The sequence below is a fragment of the Methanococcus voltae genome (genome assembly GCF_024807655.1).
GTDB classification, from domain to species: domain Archaea; phylum AGJL01; class Methanococci; order Methanococcales; family Methanococcaceae; genus Methanococcus; species Methanococcus voltae_D.
Genome location: NZ_JANUCR010000001.1, coordinates 485,562 through 499,428, shown reverse-complemented (window position 1 = coordinate 499,428; position 13,867 = coordinate 485,562). Strand labels below are relative to the sequence as shown.

Below are 13,867 nucleotides of genomic sequence, written 5' to 3'. Positions count from 1 at the left end.
TGAATTTATGGAAATTACGGAAATTAAGATAATCGGTGGCGTGGATAAATGTGGAAATGACGAAAACGTCAGGGAATTAATTGTAAAAAAAGGCGAGATTTTTGGAGTAGTTGGTCCAACCGGTAGTGGTAAATCAAACCTTATAAGTGATATAGAACAGCTATCTCAAGGAGATACAGTTTCTGGAAGAAAAATAATGATTAATAACGAGATTCCAAGTTCTGAAATGAGGAGAGACCCGAGAAAAAGACGAATTGCACAATTATCTCAAAATATGAATTTTTTAGCAGATATGACTGTCGAAGAATTCTTATTAATGCACGCAAAAAGTAGGGGTATAAATTCGGAAGGTTTAGTTAATAAGGTAATAGAACTTGCCAATAATTTGACTGGAGAACCTATTAAAAAGGATTATAATCTTACAATATTGAGTGGGGGGCAATCAAGAAGCTTAATGGTTGCAGATGTAGCTGTAATAAGTGATTCGCCTATAGTATTGATTGATGAGATTGAAAATGCAGGAATTAAAAAACATGAAGCTTTGGAATTACTTGCAGGATATGGTAAAATTGTAATGGTAATTACACATGACCCCGTTCTTGCATTAATGACTAATAGAAGGGTTGTAATGAGAAACGGGGCAATGACTGAAATTATTGAAACTTCCGAGGAAGAAAAAGAAGTTTCAAAACGATTAAACGATTTAGACGGGTGGATGCTCTCAATGCGTGAAAAAGTACGACATGGGGAAAAATTAAGTATGGGGGATATTCAAAATACCTGTAAAACCTGTTAATTGCTATTTAATTCATAAAAATACTTTATAAAATATTTTATTTTAATTTAATTTATCTTTAAATAGTTTTAAACTATCAAATTTGTAATATGTAAATAATATTTTAATAATGTTATTATGTTTATAAAATAATCATTGGGTGAATTTATGAAAGTAGTTATTGTAGCAGGTACGCCAGGAGCTGGAAAAACATCTGTAATGACACATACCATCAAACAATTGCAAAAAAAAGGTAAAAAAACCGCAGTTATTAAAATAGACTGTTTATATACGGATGATGATGTACGGTATGGTAAATTAGGCGTACCAACATTAATTGGTCTTAGTAAAGATATGTGTCCAGACCATTTTGCCATATATAATATTGAAGAAATGGTAGAATGGGCTAAAGAGCAGAATACTGATACTTTAATTATTGAAACAGCAGGTTTATGCCATCGTTGTGCACCTTATACAAAAAATAGTTTAGGTGTTTGTGTAATCGATGCTACTTCGGGCCCAAATACGCCTCGGAAAGTTGGACCTTTTTTAACAAGTGCTGACGTTGTAGCGATTACAAAGGGTGATATAATTTCGCAAGCTGAAAGAGAGGTTTTTAGAGAGCGTGTACTTGAAATGAACCCTAATTGTACGATATACGATGTAAACGGATTAAGTGGACAAGGCTGTGCAGAAGTTGCTGAGGAGATAACTGAAGCTAAGGAGATAATTGACTTAGAAAATGAACTTTTAAGACACAATGCACCACTTTCAGTATGTACATTATGCGTAGGTGAAACAAGAATCGCTAAAAAGTATCACAGGGGAGTTTTAAGGAGAATTGATGGATTTACGAAGTATGTGGGAGAATAAACTTAAAATTTAAGATTAAAATTTAATATCTTTATTATTGGTGAAAAAATGACTAATTTGGATAGGGAAACGTTGGAGTCTAAAATTAATGAGTTATTGCCCAAGTATAATTGTGGGGCTTGTGGTTTTAAAAGATGTGATTTATTTGCTGAGAGCATATTATGTGGTGAAGATATTAGAAAATGTCCTTTTCTTTTAAAAGAGGATTTTAAACTAAATTTTGATGAATTAAATAACTTATTAACTGAAAATAAGATAATAGTTTGTAAATCTACTAAAAATATTGATAAATCTGGTAATGCAGAATTTATTGGTCTAATTGATGGATATAATGCAGATTTCTTACTGGACCCTCTTGAAAACGAACATTCTTGTAGAGAAACGTTATTAATTACAAGCCCCCTTGCTAAGGATTTAAAAATTAATGATTATATCCAATATAGGCCATTGGGTTGTCCATTACCCCATTTTGCCAAAATAATAGAAATTTCCCACGGTATGCACGTGATACACGTAGAAGGACCTTGTCATAGAATAACGGGTGAGAAAAAAGATTACATTAATGTAGGGGTGGCTATTGTAGTGGCTTTTGAAGGGGTAGTTTCAAAAGGTAAGATGCCGGAAATTGGAAAAACTGTAAGATTTATCCCCACGCACTGTATGATGCAGAAAGTCCACAGTGGTGTAATTGTAGAGGCTGAAGGCAATAGGGTGTTAATTGAAGGAATTGATTTAAAAGTTTGGTAAATAATAAAAATAATAAATTAAAAAAACTATTTGTGAAAATAATGGAATATATTTTGAAATATAATATGTATTATAAAATTAACATATAAAATATTTTTAAAGTTTTAAAATAATTTTTTTTCATCAATCTGTTTTCTTACGATTTCTGAAATATTTTTCAATGGCATTTTGAGTTCTTGAGATATTCTTTTTAAATCTTCGTATTCTGGTTTAATATTTATCAATTTATTGTTTATATATGAATATTTAACATTTATTTGGAATTTTTTTTCTTTAACTTCAACTAACATATGTAATAATTTTCTATTTGCAATATATCGGTTAAATTCAGTTATTCTGACTCCTAAAGTGCCAGTTTCTTCCATTAAAATCTTCGTATATTTTTCAAATTCCGCATATTTACAAATAACGGTTATTTTATTGGCAGGTCTGTTTTTTTTACCAATTACTGGGGTTATAAATATATCTGAAGCTCCTTCGTCCATTACTTTATTTATCACATGACCAAGGATTTCTCCGGAAATATCATCAACGTTAGTTTCCAATAATGCCATTTTTTCTTCAGAAACATTTTCAAAATCTAAATTATTAATTTCTAAGATTCTCAATACATTTGGCGTATTTTTTAAGTCTTTAGTACCTGCACCATATCCAATTTTTAAGATTTTTGAAGAGGGGTAGTTTCTACAAAATTCAGACGTAATATTGCATAGAATAGCAATTCCTGTGGGGGTGGTAAGTTCTCCCACGTCTGAGTCTTCAAAATTTTCATTTTTTAATGAAGGGGTTTGTTGAAACGGAGTATTATGTTTTTTAAGTATTTCTAAAACTGCAGGGACTGGAACAGGTAATATACCATGGTCTATGTTTACATAACCACTACCTAATACAGGATATGTCGAAATTATCTGATTTGATAGATATCCACATTTTTCCAATATATATAAGCTACCTACTACGTCTAAAACTGTATCTAATGAAGCTACTTCATGTAAATGAAAATGGTCACCGTGTATGTTTTTTTCAGCATATATTAAGTCATCAGCAATGTTCTCACAAATTGAAATACTCTTATCAGACATATTCAATTTATTACATACTTTCAAAATACATTTTTTAAGCATTTCAGGGTTATGAAATTTTTCTTCGTTTAATTCAATTTCCATATATTTTGACATTATGCCTAATTTTTTCTTATTTATGATATTTATGGAAATACATTTGCAATTATCTAATTCATTTATTTTACTAATTACATCTTCAATAAGGTCATAACGTTCCGTTATATCCAAAAGTGAATTTATTAACATATCTCCTGAAATACCTGATATTTTAGGGTCAATAAGCAAATATTTCAAAATTACACCTTTTTAATTTTAATTTGGTTTTATTTATTTTATTTATTTTAAGTAATTATATATTTTAATTTGATTTTATTTAGTTATTTATTTTTTAGTTAATTATTACAAAAGATAATTTAATAAATTATTAATTCATATAATAATTATATTTGATAATAATTATAACTTTAATACATTTTATAGTAATTCTATAATAACCATAATTGTATTATTTTTATAGTAATTTAATAATTTGACTTCAATATGAATTATGGAGATATTATGTACATATTTAAAGTAGCATACGATGGAAGATATAGTTTTCAATTACAACCTCACGAAAAGACAGTATGTGATATATTAACAAATATATTGGTAGACTGCGGTTATTTGTCTGAATTTAAGAAGCCTTTGTACTATGGGGGTAGAACTGACTTAGGCGTTTCAGCACTTGGAAATTTTGTAATTTATGACTTGGATAAAGAGCCCATATTAACACACATTTATTCAAAATGTAAGGGTTTTGGGATATGGGTTTTGGGATATCAAAAAATAAATGAGTTTCCTAACGTTGAATACAGGCACTATCGATACATCTTGCCAAAAGTTGACGCATATGGCAATTTTCACGATATGGATAAAATTAAAAAAGTTTCAGAGTGCTTAATTGGGACTCACTCATTTCACAACTTATCTAAACGAGATAAAACAAAAAATCGAGACCCTGTCCGAACAATTTATGACATTACAGTAGAGGATAATGAATATTTTATAACTTTAAACATTTATGGAAAGAGTTTTTTATGGAATATGGTTCGAAAAATCATCGGTTTAATTTCAAATGTTGGTATTTCAGAAATGACTAACGAAGAAATTGAAGAATATATGGATAAAGTATTTAATCCCTCTATAAAAGTAGGTTCTCCGATTAGTTCTGCAGAGGGTCTTGTATTAGTCGAAGCAAAAACAAACATTGATTTTAAATATAATCAATATGTTTTAAAGAAATTTAAAGAAGATATAACACGTATTAAAAATAAAAAGATTCGAAGATTTGGTGTATATGAATCTATGAATGAATATTCTGACACTCTTTAAATTTTATTTTTAATTTGTTATTTTTAATTATTTCATTATATTATTATGTGATAATTTATTTTTATTATTAAATTAGTATTTTAACAAGAATTCAAAGTCTTATACATTATATATTAAATAAAATATAATAAACATAATAAACATAAAAACATAAAAACATAAAATATGTTAATTTCAAATATCAAAATATCAAAGTTATGGTTTAATACAATAGATTTTTACGAATATATTCTATAATTTAAAATTTAGGATGTGAATTTATGGTAAATTATATATCGTCTATAAGTGTGGACATATCTTCAAATGATGTAAATACTAATCCAGAAGTTAATTCAAAAATAAATAGGGAATTGCAACATTTGTTTAAAGATATGGATGTAAAATCGACTATTACTAACATAACGGGGGACGATATTGTGATAACCTCACAAGTTCCTGAGGGTCTTGTTAATGAAGTTAATAAGTCCATATTCAAACTACTACATAAGTATGCGGAAAGTTATGACGATTTAAACGGAGTTTCTGAAAATCCCGAAGATGCAGATGAAGGTGTTTCATATGCAATAGCTAAAACTGAATCACAATATGGCGATTCTATTATAGTATCCTTTGATACTTATTGTGGTGAAAGTTTTGTGGACGAAGTAGCTTTATTTGTTGAAGAAATCGGTAAAAAATATGGATATGACTGTTCTTCAAGTGTTTCAAGTGTACCAAAGGAAATTCACGGTATTGGTTATTCGGGAATTGCAACAGATGACCCCGTAGTTATTATTACATTAAAAGATGTTAAAGACCTTAAAAAAATTGCAGGAATGATATATGGAGGATTGCTTGCTTTTGATAATGTTTATTATGTTAAAAAAGGTTCTGCAATAGAAATAATGCCTCCAGGAGTTATATACACCATGTCGGCCTTTTTAAATGGAAATTCAATTGATTTATATGAAGGTATTAAAAAAAGAATTTAAGTTTAATGATTATTTTATTTAACTATTTTAACTATTTTATTTATTATTTTTATTTTATTATTTTATAATTTATTTTTGTGTAATTACTTATTTTCGCTAATTGCAACGATTTTTTGAGCTTCTTTGTATGCTTCTACTAAATCTCCAGTGTCGAGAATAGCTTTTTCAGCAATTTCTCTTGGAATTCCTTTTTCGACAAATTTTTCAATTGTAGCTTGGATTACTTTGGAACTTTTCAATATTTCTTCAGAGAGTTTCTGTTTTAATTCCATGTATTCATCTTCTCCCATTCCTATTTTTAGCATTTCACTATCTCTGAATGGGCAAGGTTTTGTTATTTTACAACACCAAACTAAACTACCAAAGCAAGTGTTTTTACCTTCTCCGAGCCTTGTTTTTTTTCCAAAATCTTCTTTGAGTTTTGAAAACTCATCGGGGGTTATTCCGAGTACTTCAATTGCTTTATGCAATGGACAATATTTAACTGGAGGACAGCAAAATGCAAGACCTCTAAAATCTCCGCCTCTACAGATATGCGAAGGGGAATTTTCCCATACCATTCTATCACCATATACTATTTAGACTATCTATTTCAGTTATATTTTATTTTAGTGTTTTATTATTTATTAATTTACATTTGAAACTAATATTTAAAACTGCATTTTATATTATTAGTTTATTAGTTTATTTTGTTATTCAATTATTTTTTAATTTATTTTAACATTAGGAATTCCCTAATGTATTCAATACTTTCATTTACCATCTTTTTAATTAATTCTTCCCCGTACTGTTCATTAACAACTGCAGGGATGCTTTCAACCATTTTAGCTTCTTTATCAATGTATTTATTGTTTAAACGTGCTTCTGGTAGTCCAACCATTCCTATTTCGCCATAATTCTCAGGTGTATGTTTATTAAATTTTGTTTCATCATAAATTCCAATACATTTACCGATAGATAACTCTTCACTATATGCGTGGATATATCCAAAGGATTTTATTTTAATATTAATTTTTTCAGTATTTCCATACTCTTTAAAGTTATATTTTATTTTTTTAATGTATTCTAATTCTTTTTCAGTAGTTCCATATTCTTTAAAATTATTTCTAATTTTTTCTTGCAACTGTTCTATTTTTTTAGAAACGTCTGAATTACCGCCATGACAATTAATTATTAAAAATTTGTTTACTCCTATCTTTGAATATTTAATAATTATTTCTTCCAATTCTTCTAAAATATCCTCTAAAGAATTGTGGATGCCATGTTTAATATAGTCATATTCTGTGGCAGTACAAACAGTACCTAAGAATTTAGCTCCTGTCGTTAAAGCTACATTTAAAGCTACATATGAAGCTATTTTTATGTCTGTATCTATAGGCAATGCAGAACCATGATTTTCCAAATAAGAACCCATTGCAATAACGCCTATTTCATGAACTTTACTGTCATTATCGATTAATTTTCCTGAATTTAGTCTTAACTCAAAGTTATCCATATTATCACAATAAAATTTGTAATTTAATAGAGTAATATATACGATAATAGTTTTATATTAATTTTTGTAATCCATCTTATATAAGATTTAAAAAAAATAGAGTTTTGTATTTAAAAAAATGTATCTAATATATTATACATTATAATTTACAATATAGTATAATAATATATAATATAATATAATATAATATACTAATAATTTATGTTATTTTTTAGTTATTTTCTTTCATTAAACTTTAAAGCTCTTCTATAAGCCCCATATTTATCCAAGGGTGAATATCTTGGAGGTTTAACCGTTATAGCGTTACCCCCACATTTACAAACGTTTTTCATTGTATATTCACCACATGACGTGCATTTTTTTAATTGCATTATCTCACCTTTGTGAGTATGGATATTATGTTAATTTATTACTATTGTTATTACTATTATTATTTTTATTTTTTATTATTATTTTTATTTTTTATTATTATTTTTATTTTTTATTATTATTTTTATTATTATTCTTCAAGTCTTACGAAGTCGCCTGTTCCGTTTAAATATGTGCCAATGTCAGTTATAGCTTCATTAGCCACACTTCTTAAGACTTCTTCACCGCTTTTGTAATCTGGTGCAATTACTTCAATCCTATATTTTGGAGCTCCAACATATGATACTTCAACTTGAACATCTTCGTACGGGTTAGCTTTGATTGCTTTTTTAATTACTTTTTTAATTACTTTTATTCCGTCTGGTTCAGTGGTCGAAAGTGTTAAAATGCCATCTACTTTAACATTTGAAAGTTCGATGTTTTCTTTTGCAATTTTCTCTAATTCTTTGGTCCATTTAGCAGGTACGTCTAAATCTTCAAAAGCTTCTTCTCCTTCTATAACTAAGGATTCAAAAGCGACATATAATTCTCCAAATTCTTCTACAATTGTATGCCCAACTTCTTTCCAAGCTTCATCCATTGATTTACCCATTTTTTCGGATGCAAATTGTAATAATTTTTCAGCTCTTTGGAATCTTTTCCATTCTTGAACTTTTGCCCTTTTTTGTTGGTCGGTAACTCTTTTTAATGATAAATCAATCTGATTTTTGTTAGGGTTTACCCTTACAACTTTTGCAACAACTCTCTGACCTTTTTTGATGTGGTCTCTTATGTTTTTAATCCAACCTGATGAAACTTCAGAAATGTGGACCATACCTTCTTTTTTAGGGTATTCTAATAACTCAACAAATGCACCAAATGACTTAACATCACTTACATTTCCTATTACGATATCGCCTTCTTCGGGAAAATTAGATTTCATGATATTACACCTTAAATTTTATAGTAAAAAAGTTAATTAGCCTTAATTAGATGAAATATTCTTTTTTACTTTTTTAATTACGTTTTTATTTTTACTTTTATTTTAGTTTATTTTAGTTTATTTTAACATTCTTTTTAATTTAGGTTAATAAGTTTTATTTTCCTAATCTACATTTCATATTATATATTTTTCGAAATAATAAAAATAATAATATAAATTTAGCAAGGTTATAAATTACAAAATTAAAGTTATACTATATTATATAATATTAATGTATAATATATAAAGTTATACAATAATTTTACACAATTGATAAAATAATATAAAACAATGTCAAATTTTAATGATAAAAAAGAAGAGTCTTATGATTACAATATTATACAATTGTATAATTTATTGTAATACTTCGAGTATTTTAGCTTTTATTGAACCTTTTGAAGCTTTAGGTTCTGCAATTGTTTTACCGCATGCAGTACATTTAACAACTGTTGAAGGACATCCAAATAAAACTTGTTGGTTGTTGCAGTCTGTACATTGTACTTTTAAAAATCTGCTTTTTGGTCTTGGTATCAATTCCATGTTTCTCACCTTTATTTCATAATATATAAAATTTAAAAAATTAAATGTAAAAATATGTTGAATTTTACTTATTCAACTAATTCAAACATTCTTGCTCTGAATCCACCGTTGCTTCTTGTGTGCATTTTTCCACATTCTGCACATTTGTATCTTAAATCCAATTTTTTAATTGGTTTTGCTCCACCAGGTAATGGTCTTGGGTAACCCCCGTAACCTGCAGTTACTCTTCTGAATAACCTCTGACCTCTTCTCAATTCACTTGCTTTTCTCTTTTTAGCTCTTTCAACTGTATGAACGGTATGTTTTTTACAGTATGGGCAATATCTTTTAATTTTCTTTTTCATTTTCATAAATATTCACCTGTTCCACTATATTGTGTTTCTCTAAAATTTTTGAAAATCTCCCATCTAAAGAAATTATATCATTTTTATTTAAACCATAAACACAATTTCCATCAGTAAAATATGGAAATTTATGATTGACTCTTACAATATGAATATCTCTTTCAGTATTTATAACTTTTGGTATTTCATCATTCATATTTTTATTAACATTATCTTGAAAATCAGGGTTTAAATTTAAAGAATAATCATTTTTAAGTTCATTTTTTCCAAAATTTTCACTTGATTTTCCAAAATTTTCTTTTAAATCATCGGATAATTCTGTAGAGCCATTTGATATAGGATTAGACTGAGGTATACTTTTTTCTTGTTCAGTTTTTGTACTTTTTGTACCAATAATATCAAATTTTTGCACTGAATTATCGATTATAGTTTCAAAATTGTTCAAAAAATTTGGGTTATCACTAAATAAAGTATTATCTATAAGATTATTGATAATCTTATAAATTTCCTTTTCATCTTCAATCAATAATTCGGGATTTTCATTTAAAATAATAATTTTGTATAATCTTATTTTTAATAATGAAGATGAGTAATATTTTAAACGATTGATTTTTTTTATATCAAATTCATTGACATTGTCTTTTTTAGAAATGCTCTCAACATACTTTTTAACATCTGAATACATCGTATCTGATATTTTAAGCAATTTTGGAGAGGCTATTTCATCAAAAAAAGCATTTTTAGCTTTATTGTACATATTTTCACTTATTTTTATTTTATATTATTCTTTAAACACTGTTAACATAAAAAAATTAAAAAATTGTATATTTTGATTTTTTTGATTTAATTTAATCGATTAATTAAGATTCAATTCTTGGAGCAAGTAAAAATACTAATTTTGCGCCACCAATATTGTATTCTACTTTAACTGGCATATCTTCGCCAAGGTATATGTCTAAAACATCATCTGAAGCTGTAGATTTTGTAATATCTTTTAAATATGCAAGATTAAATGTACTTTTTGAGTTTTCCAATACTTTGTAATCAACCATAACATTGTTTATTACTTCTTCATTTCCATTGTTTTCAGACTCTTCAGTATTTACAACTTCGGTTTCTGATTTTGAAAGTGAAAATATGGTTTCACTGTAGTTTAAGTCTCCTTTTGAAGATATAACAAACTGATTATCACTTGAATTAACACTTAAAATAATGTGGTCGTTAACTAATTCTGAGTCCTTTAAAGCTTCTACAAATGCACCTGCTTTTATAGATACTTTATTAGGATATTCTATATCTGGAACTTTTAAATTATTTGATGATATGTCGTATAAGGCCATTGAGAAGTTTCTTGTAACGTTATTTTTAAATGTAGTAAGCAACTTATTTTTTTCTTCATCAAACTCTATAATTATTTTATCATTGCTTTTAGACCTTGCCATTATCTTTTTTAGGGCTTCCAAATCAATACCTAAATCATGTATTCCACTCATATATTCTGAAAACACAGTTTTAGGAATGTTTAAGCTAACTAAAGCCACGTGCGAAGGGTCCATAGCACTTGCCCTAATTCCTTCTTCGTCTACTTCGAAACATATTTCATCTACTAAATTACTTGTAGCATTAATTATCTTTTTGAAGTCTTTTGCATCACAAACTGCTTTAAACATTTGCTCACCACTATTTTTTTAAATAATACGTTTTGTTTAGTATTTAAAAATTCGATTGTAAATTTATTAACAATATATTAACAATACAATAGATACTTAATGTAATTATAATCCATATGGCTATAAATTATATAATTATATAATCAAATTTAAACATTTTTTATTATATTTTAATAACTATATGTAAATAACTATATGTAGATAATGATTTGTTTTTGATTTTATATTAATTTTTTTTTTAAATAATAATATGAGTTATAGATATAATTTTAATATATAATAAATATCCTAATGAAAATGAAAATTTTTAAATTATTCAAAAAAATAAAATAAATAGCATAAATTTAAATTATAGTTATTAAATTAGTCTCCTTTTACAAAATCCCAGAAAGATTTTATTGCACTTGGATTTTTAGGTCTTTTGCCTCTAACCAAGTATAAGTATCTTGTAAGGTCCAAGTCTTCTATTGGAACTATTTTCAAAAATCCAGCATCTGCTGATTTTTTTGCAGGGATTTCTGAGATGATACTTACTCCATAACCTTCTGAAACAGCGGTAATTATTGAAGAAGTACTTCCTAAACTCATAACGGTGTGTAAATCCATCATTGAGTATCCCTTTTTATTTAAAGCATCTATTAGTATCTCACGAGTTCCAGAACCAACTTCTCTATCGACATAGTCTTCCTTTAATACGTCAGATAATTTTGCAATTGGTTTTTTAGCTAATGAATGGTCATTTGGAACTACTAAAACTAACCTATCTTTGCCGATTACAATATTATCATAATTTTTGTCGTATAGATTACCGACTGCAACAATATCCACATTTCTTTCTTCAAGCAATTTGAAACATTTTTCTGAATCGGTAATTTGAATTTCAAAGTTGACATCTTTGTATTCTTTTTTATATTCTTTAATAATACTTGGTATTAAGTACTCACCAGGTGTCGTACTCGCAGCAATTCTAATAATACCTTCAGGATTTTCATGCAACATTTTCATTTGTTGCTTTGAATTGTTAATATATTCCAATACTTTTTCCGCATTTTCTAATAAGATAGTACCTTCAACGGTTAAATCAACGCCTTCGGGAGTTCTTAAGAATAATTGTGCATCAAAAAACTTCTCAAGTACGGAGATGTGATTGCTAACAGTACCTTGGGTTACACCCAATCTTTTAGCAGCTTTCGAAAAGCTTTTAGTTTTTGCAGCATATAAAAAAGTTTGAAAATAACTTATTTTTGGGTCCATAATATCACTACATTATTCTTTTTACTTTTAATTACTGAAATAACTTATTATATTATTTTATGTTGGTATATTTTCATTTTATTGCTAATATACTCTTAATAAGCTTAATAATCTTAATAATCTTAATAATTTTAACAATTTTGATATAATCTTAAATATGTATTAATTTATAATATTTTATGTATCAATCAATTTGATAGTATAGTTATATTAAACTAATAATACATATTAAAAAAACTAATATATATAATTAATCTAAATATGGAATATACTAAATAAATAATTTAATACCATAATGGATAATATTGTATTTATTAATGAATAGTATAATAATTTTTAAAATGATTTAACATTTATTAAATTTTTAAATTGGAGGGGGAGATGATAATGATAGTATTACCCTATAGAAAACCCTGTAATGAGGCATTATTAGCGAAAGAAGGAAGTGAACAAGAAACTTCGTTAATAATTAATTCAATTCTTAAAAATAATTATAATATCCATTATTTGCCTTCGGGAGACGCTTCAATATATATGGCTTGCAATATTCTAAAATTCTATGCTAATGATTTGGGTGTGGAAACTTGTGTAAATGCAATAATACCTGATATGGGGGCTTGGAAAGGATTTGAAACTTATGCAGAACTTTTAGATTTTGACATAAATATTTTAAAAACCGAAGACGGCGTAATAAATCCCAAATATTTAAAAACATTTTTCGAAAATTTGAACTATGAAAAGAGCAATGAATCGACTCCAAAAAATATTTTAAATGTTTTGTTTATTACTTCTTCTGCAGGGTATTTGCAAAGTCAAAATATAAAAGAAATACGTAATATGTGCAATAATTACAATATTTTATTATTTGAAGATATTTCTGGAAAAGTAGGTGGCGATTGTGGATATGGGGATATAATAGTATGTTCTACAGGCTCCCCTAAGATTATAAATTGCGAATATGGTGGTTTTTTAGGCCTTTCAGATGAATTTATGAATTTAATAAATAGTTCAGATAATTCAAAGAAAATAAAAGATAATATTAAAAAAGTGCAGAAAACCTACAAAATTCCAAATATTTATGGTTCGATAATGTATGAGGCGTTAAATGCAAAAAAAACATATGAAAAATACGTTGAATATGGTAATTATTTAAAAGAAAAGATAAAAGATTCAGAATTTTTAAATGAAGAGGGTATTTCTTTATTTATATCATCTAAAAATCCGAATAAATTTTCAAAACAAATAAATGAACATATTAAATTGTCAAATGGTAAATCTATAATTACAAAATGTCCAAATCAAAATCGAATATTAAAAGACGGAGTAGTTTTAGAAATAAAAAAATTAGATTTAAACTATATTAATATAGAAATTTTAGATGAAATATCAAATGTTATAAACGAGATATCAAAACAAATACACTAAATAAG

The 13,867-nt window shown here is 27.0% G+C and carries 16 protein-coding genes; 6 read left to right on the top strand and 10 right to left on the bottom strand.

Features of this window, described 5'->3' with window-relative positions; genetic code table 11:
- Window positions 1–7: 7 nt before the first annotated feature.
- From J3E06_RS02360 to J3E06_RS02350, 3 genes are all read left to right on the top strand, one after another.
- The gene (locus J3E06_RS02360) at window positions 8–796 is read left to right on the top strand and encodes an ATP-binding cassette domain-containing protein (protein WP_013180713.1); all 789 of its coding nucleotides are present in this window, start codon (window positions 8–10) and stop codon (window positions 794–796) included.
- 147 nt (window positions 797–943) lie between these two features.
- The gene (locus J3E06_RS02355; protein ID WP_013180712.1) at window positions 944–1,648 is read left to right on the top strand and encodes a GTP-binding protein; all 705 of its coding nucleotides are present in this window, start codon (window positions 944–946) and stop codon (window positions 1,646–1,648) included.
- A gap of 48 nt (window positions 1,649–1,696) precedes the next feature.
- Window positions 1,697–2,395 carry a (Fe-S)-binding protein gene (locus tag J3E06_RS02350; RefSeq protein ID WP_013180711.1) on the top strand — a complete coding sequence of 233 codons (699 nt, stop codon included), beginning with the start codon at window positions 1,697–1,699 and terminating at the stop codon, window positions 2,393–2,395.
- A 104-nt stretch (window positions 2,396–2,499) separates the two neighbouring features.
- Here J3E06_RS02350 and larC read toward each other — a convergent pair whose 3' ends face one another.
- Window positions 2,500–3,753, bottom strand: coding sequence for a nickel pincer cofactor biosynthesis protein LarC (gene larC, locus J3E06_RS02345; protein WP_013180710.1), 1,254 nt, complete (start codon window positions 3,751–3,753; stop codon window positions 2,500–2,502).
- Window positions 3,754–4,017: 264 nt separating this feature from the next.
- Here larC and truA point away from each other — a divergent pair, with 264 nt between their 5' ends.
- Together truA and J3E06_RS02335 are read left to right on the top strand one after the other, a co-directional pair.
- Window positions 4,018–4,833 carry a tRNA pseudouridine(38-40) synthase TruA gene (gene truA, locus J3E06_RS02340; protein WP_013180709.1) on the top strand — a complete coding sequence of 272 codons (816 nt, stop codon included), beginning with the start codon at window positions 4,018–4,020 and terminating at the stop codon, window positions 4,831–4,833.
- Between the two features lie 260 nt (window positions 4,834–5,093).
- A complete protein-coding gene (locus J3E06_RS02335) occupies window positions 5,094–5,804 on the top strand; it encodes a hypothetical protein (protein WP_013180708.1) in 711 nt (236 codons plus the stop codon).
- Window positions 5,805–5,887: 83 nt separating this feature from the next.
- On the opposite strand, the gene J3E06_RS02330 is transcribed toward J3E06_RS02335, so the two are convergent.
- From J3E06_RS02330 to J3E06_RS02290, 9 genes are all read right to left on the bottom strand, one after another.
- Window positions 5,888–6,364, bottom strand: a complete 477-nt coding sequence (locus J3E06_RS02330; protein WP_013180707.1) for a methanogenesis marker 9 domain-containing protein — start codon at window positions 6,362–6,364, stop codon at window positions 5,888–5,890.
- 152 nt (window positions 6,365–6,516) lie between these two features.
- Window positions 6,517–7,299, bottom strand: coding sequence for a 2-amino-5-formylamino-6-ribosylaminopyrimidin-4(3H)-one 5'-monophosphate deformylase (arfB, locus tag J3E06_RS02325; RefSeq protein WP_013180706.1), 783 nt, complete (start codon window positions 7,297–7,299; stop codon window positions 6,517–6,519).
- Between the two features lie 215 nt (window positions 7,300–7,514).
- Entirely contained in the window at window positions 7,515–7,670 is a 156-nt protein-coding gene (locus J3E06_RS02320) for an RNA-protein complex protein Nop10 (RefSeq protein ID WP_013180705.1), read from the bottom strand.
- A gap of 128 nt (window positions 7,671–7,798) precedes the next feature.
- Entirely contained in the window at window positions 7,799–8,590 is a 792-nt protein-coding gene (locus J3E06_RS02315) for a translation initiation factor IF-2 subunit alpha (RefSeq protein ID WP_013180704.1), read from the bottom strand.
- Between the two features lie 393 nt (window positions 8,591–8,983).
- Window positions 8,984–9,169 (bottom strand): 30S ribosomal protein S27e, encoded by a 186-nt coding sequence (locus J3E06_RS02310; RefSeq protein WP_013180703.1) that lies wholly within the window; start codon window positions 9,167–9,169, stop codon window positions 8,984–8,986.
- Window positions 9,170–9,237: 68 nt separating this feature from the next.
- Window positions 9,238–9,519, bottom strand: coding sequence for a 50S ribosomal protein L44e (locus J3E06_RS02305; protein WP_013180702.1), 282 nt, complete (start codon window positions 9,517–9,519; stop codon window positions 9,238–9,240).
- The gene (locus J3E06_RS02300; RefSeq protein ID WP_013180701.1) at window positions 9,497–10,270 is read right to left on the bottom strand and encodes a hypothetical protein; all 774 of its coding nucleotides are present in this window, start codon (window positions 10,268–10,270) and stop codon (window positions 9,497–9,499) included. Before J3E06_RS02300 ends, J3E06_RS02305 begins: the two co-directional genes overlap by 23 nt.
- 103 nt (window positions 10,271–10,373) lie before the next feature.
- Window positions 10,374–11,183: a DNA polymerase sliding clamp gene (locus tag J3E06_RS02295; protein WP_013180700.1), complete on the bottom strand. Its 810-nt coding sequence runs from the start codon at window positions 11,181–11,183 to the stop codon at window positions 10,374–10,376.
- A 363-nt stretch (window positions 11,184–11,546) separates the two neighbouring features.
- Complete coding sequence (locus tag J3E06_RS02290) at window positions 11,547–12,437, bottom strand: selenium metabolism-associated LysR family transcriptional regulator (RefSeq protein ID WP_013180699.1); 891 nt, start codon at window positions 12,435–12,437, stop codon at window positions 11,547–11,549.
- A 381-nt stretch (window positions 12,438–12,818) separates the two neighbouring features.
- Between J3E06_RS02290 and J3E06_RS02285 the strand changes: the two genes are divergently transcribed.
- Window positions 12,819–13,862, top strand: coding sequence for a hypothetical protein (locus tag J3E06_RS02285; protein WP_013180698.1), 1,044 nt, complete (start codon window positions 12,819–12,821; stop codon window positions 13,860–13,862).
- Window positions 13,863–13,867 lie beyond the last annotated feature (5 nt).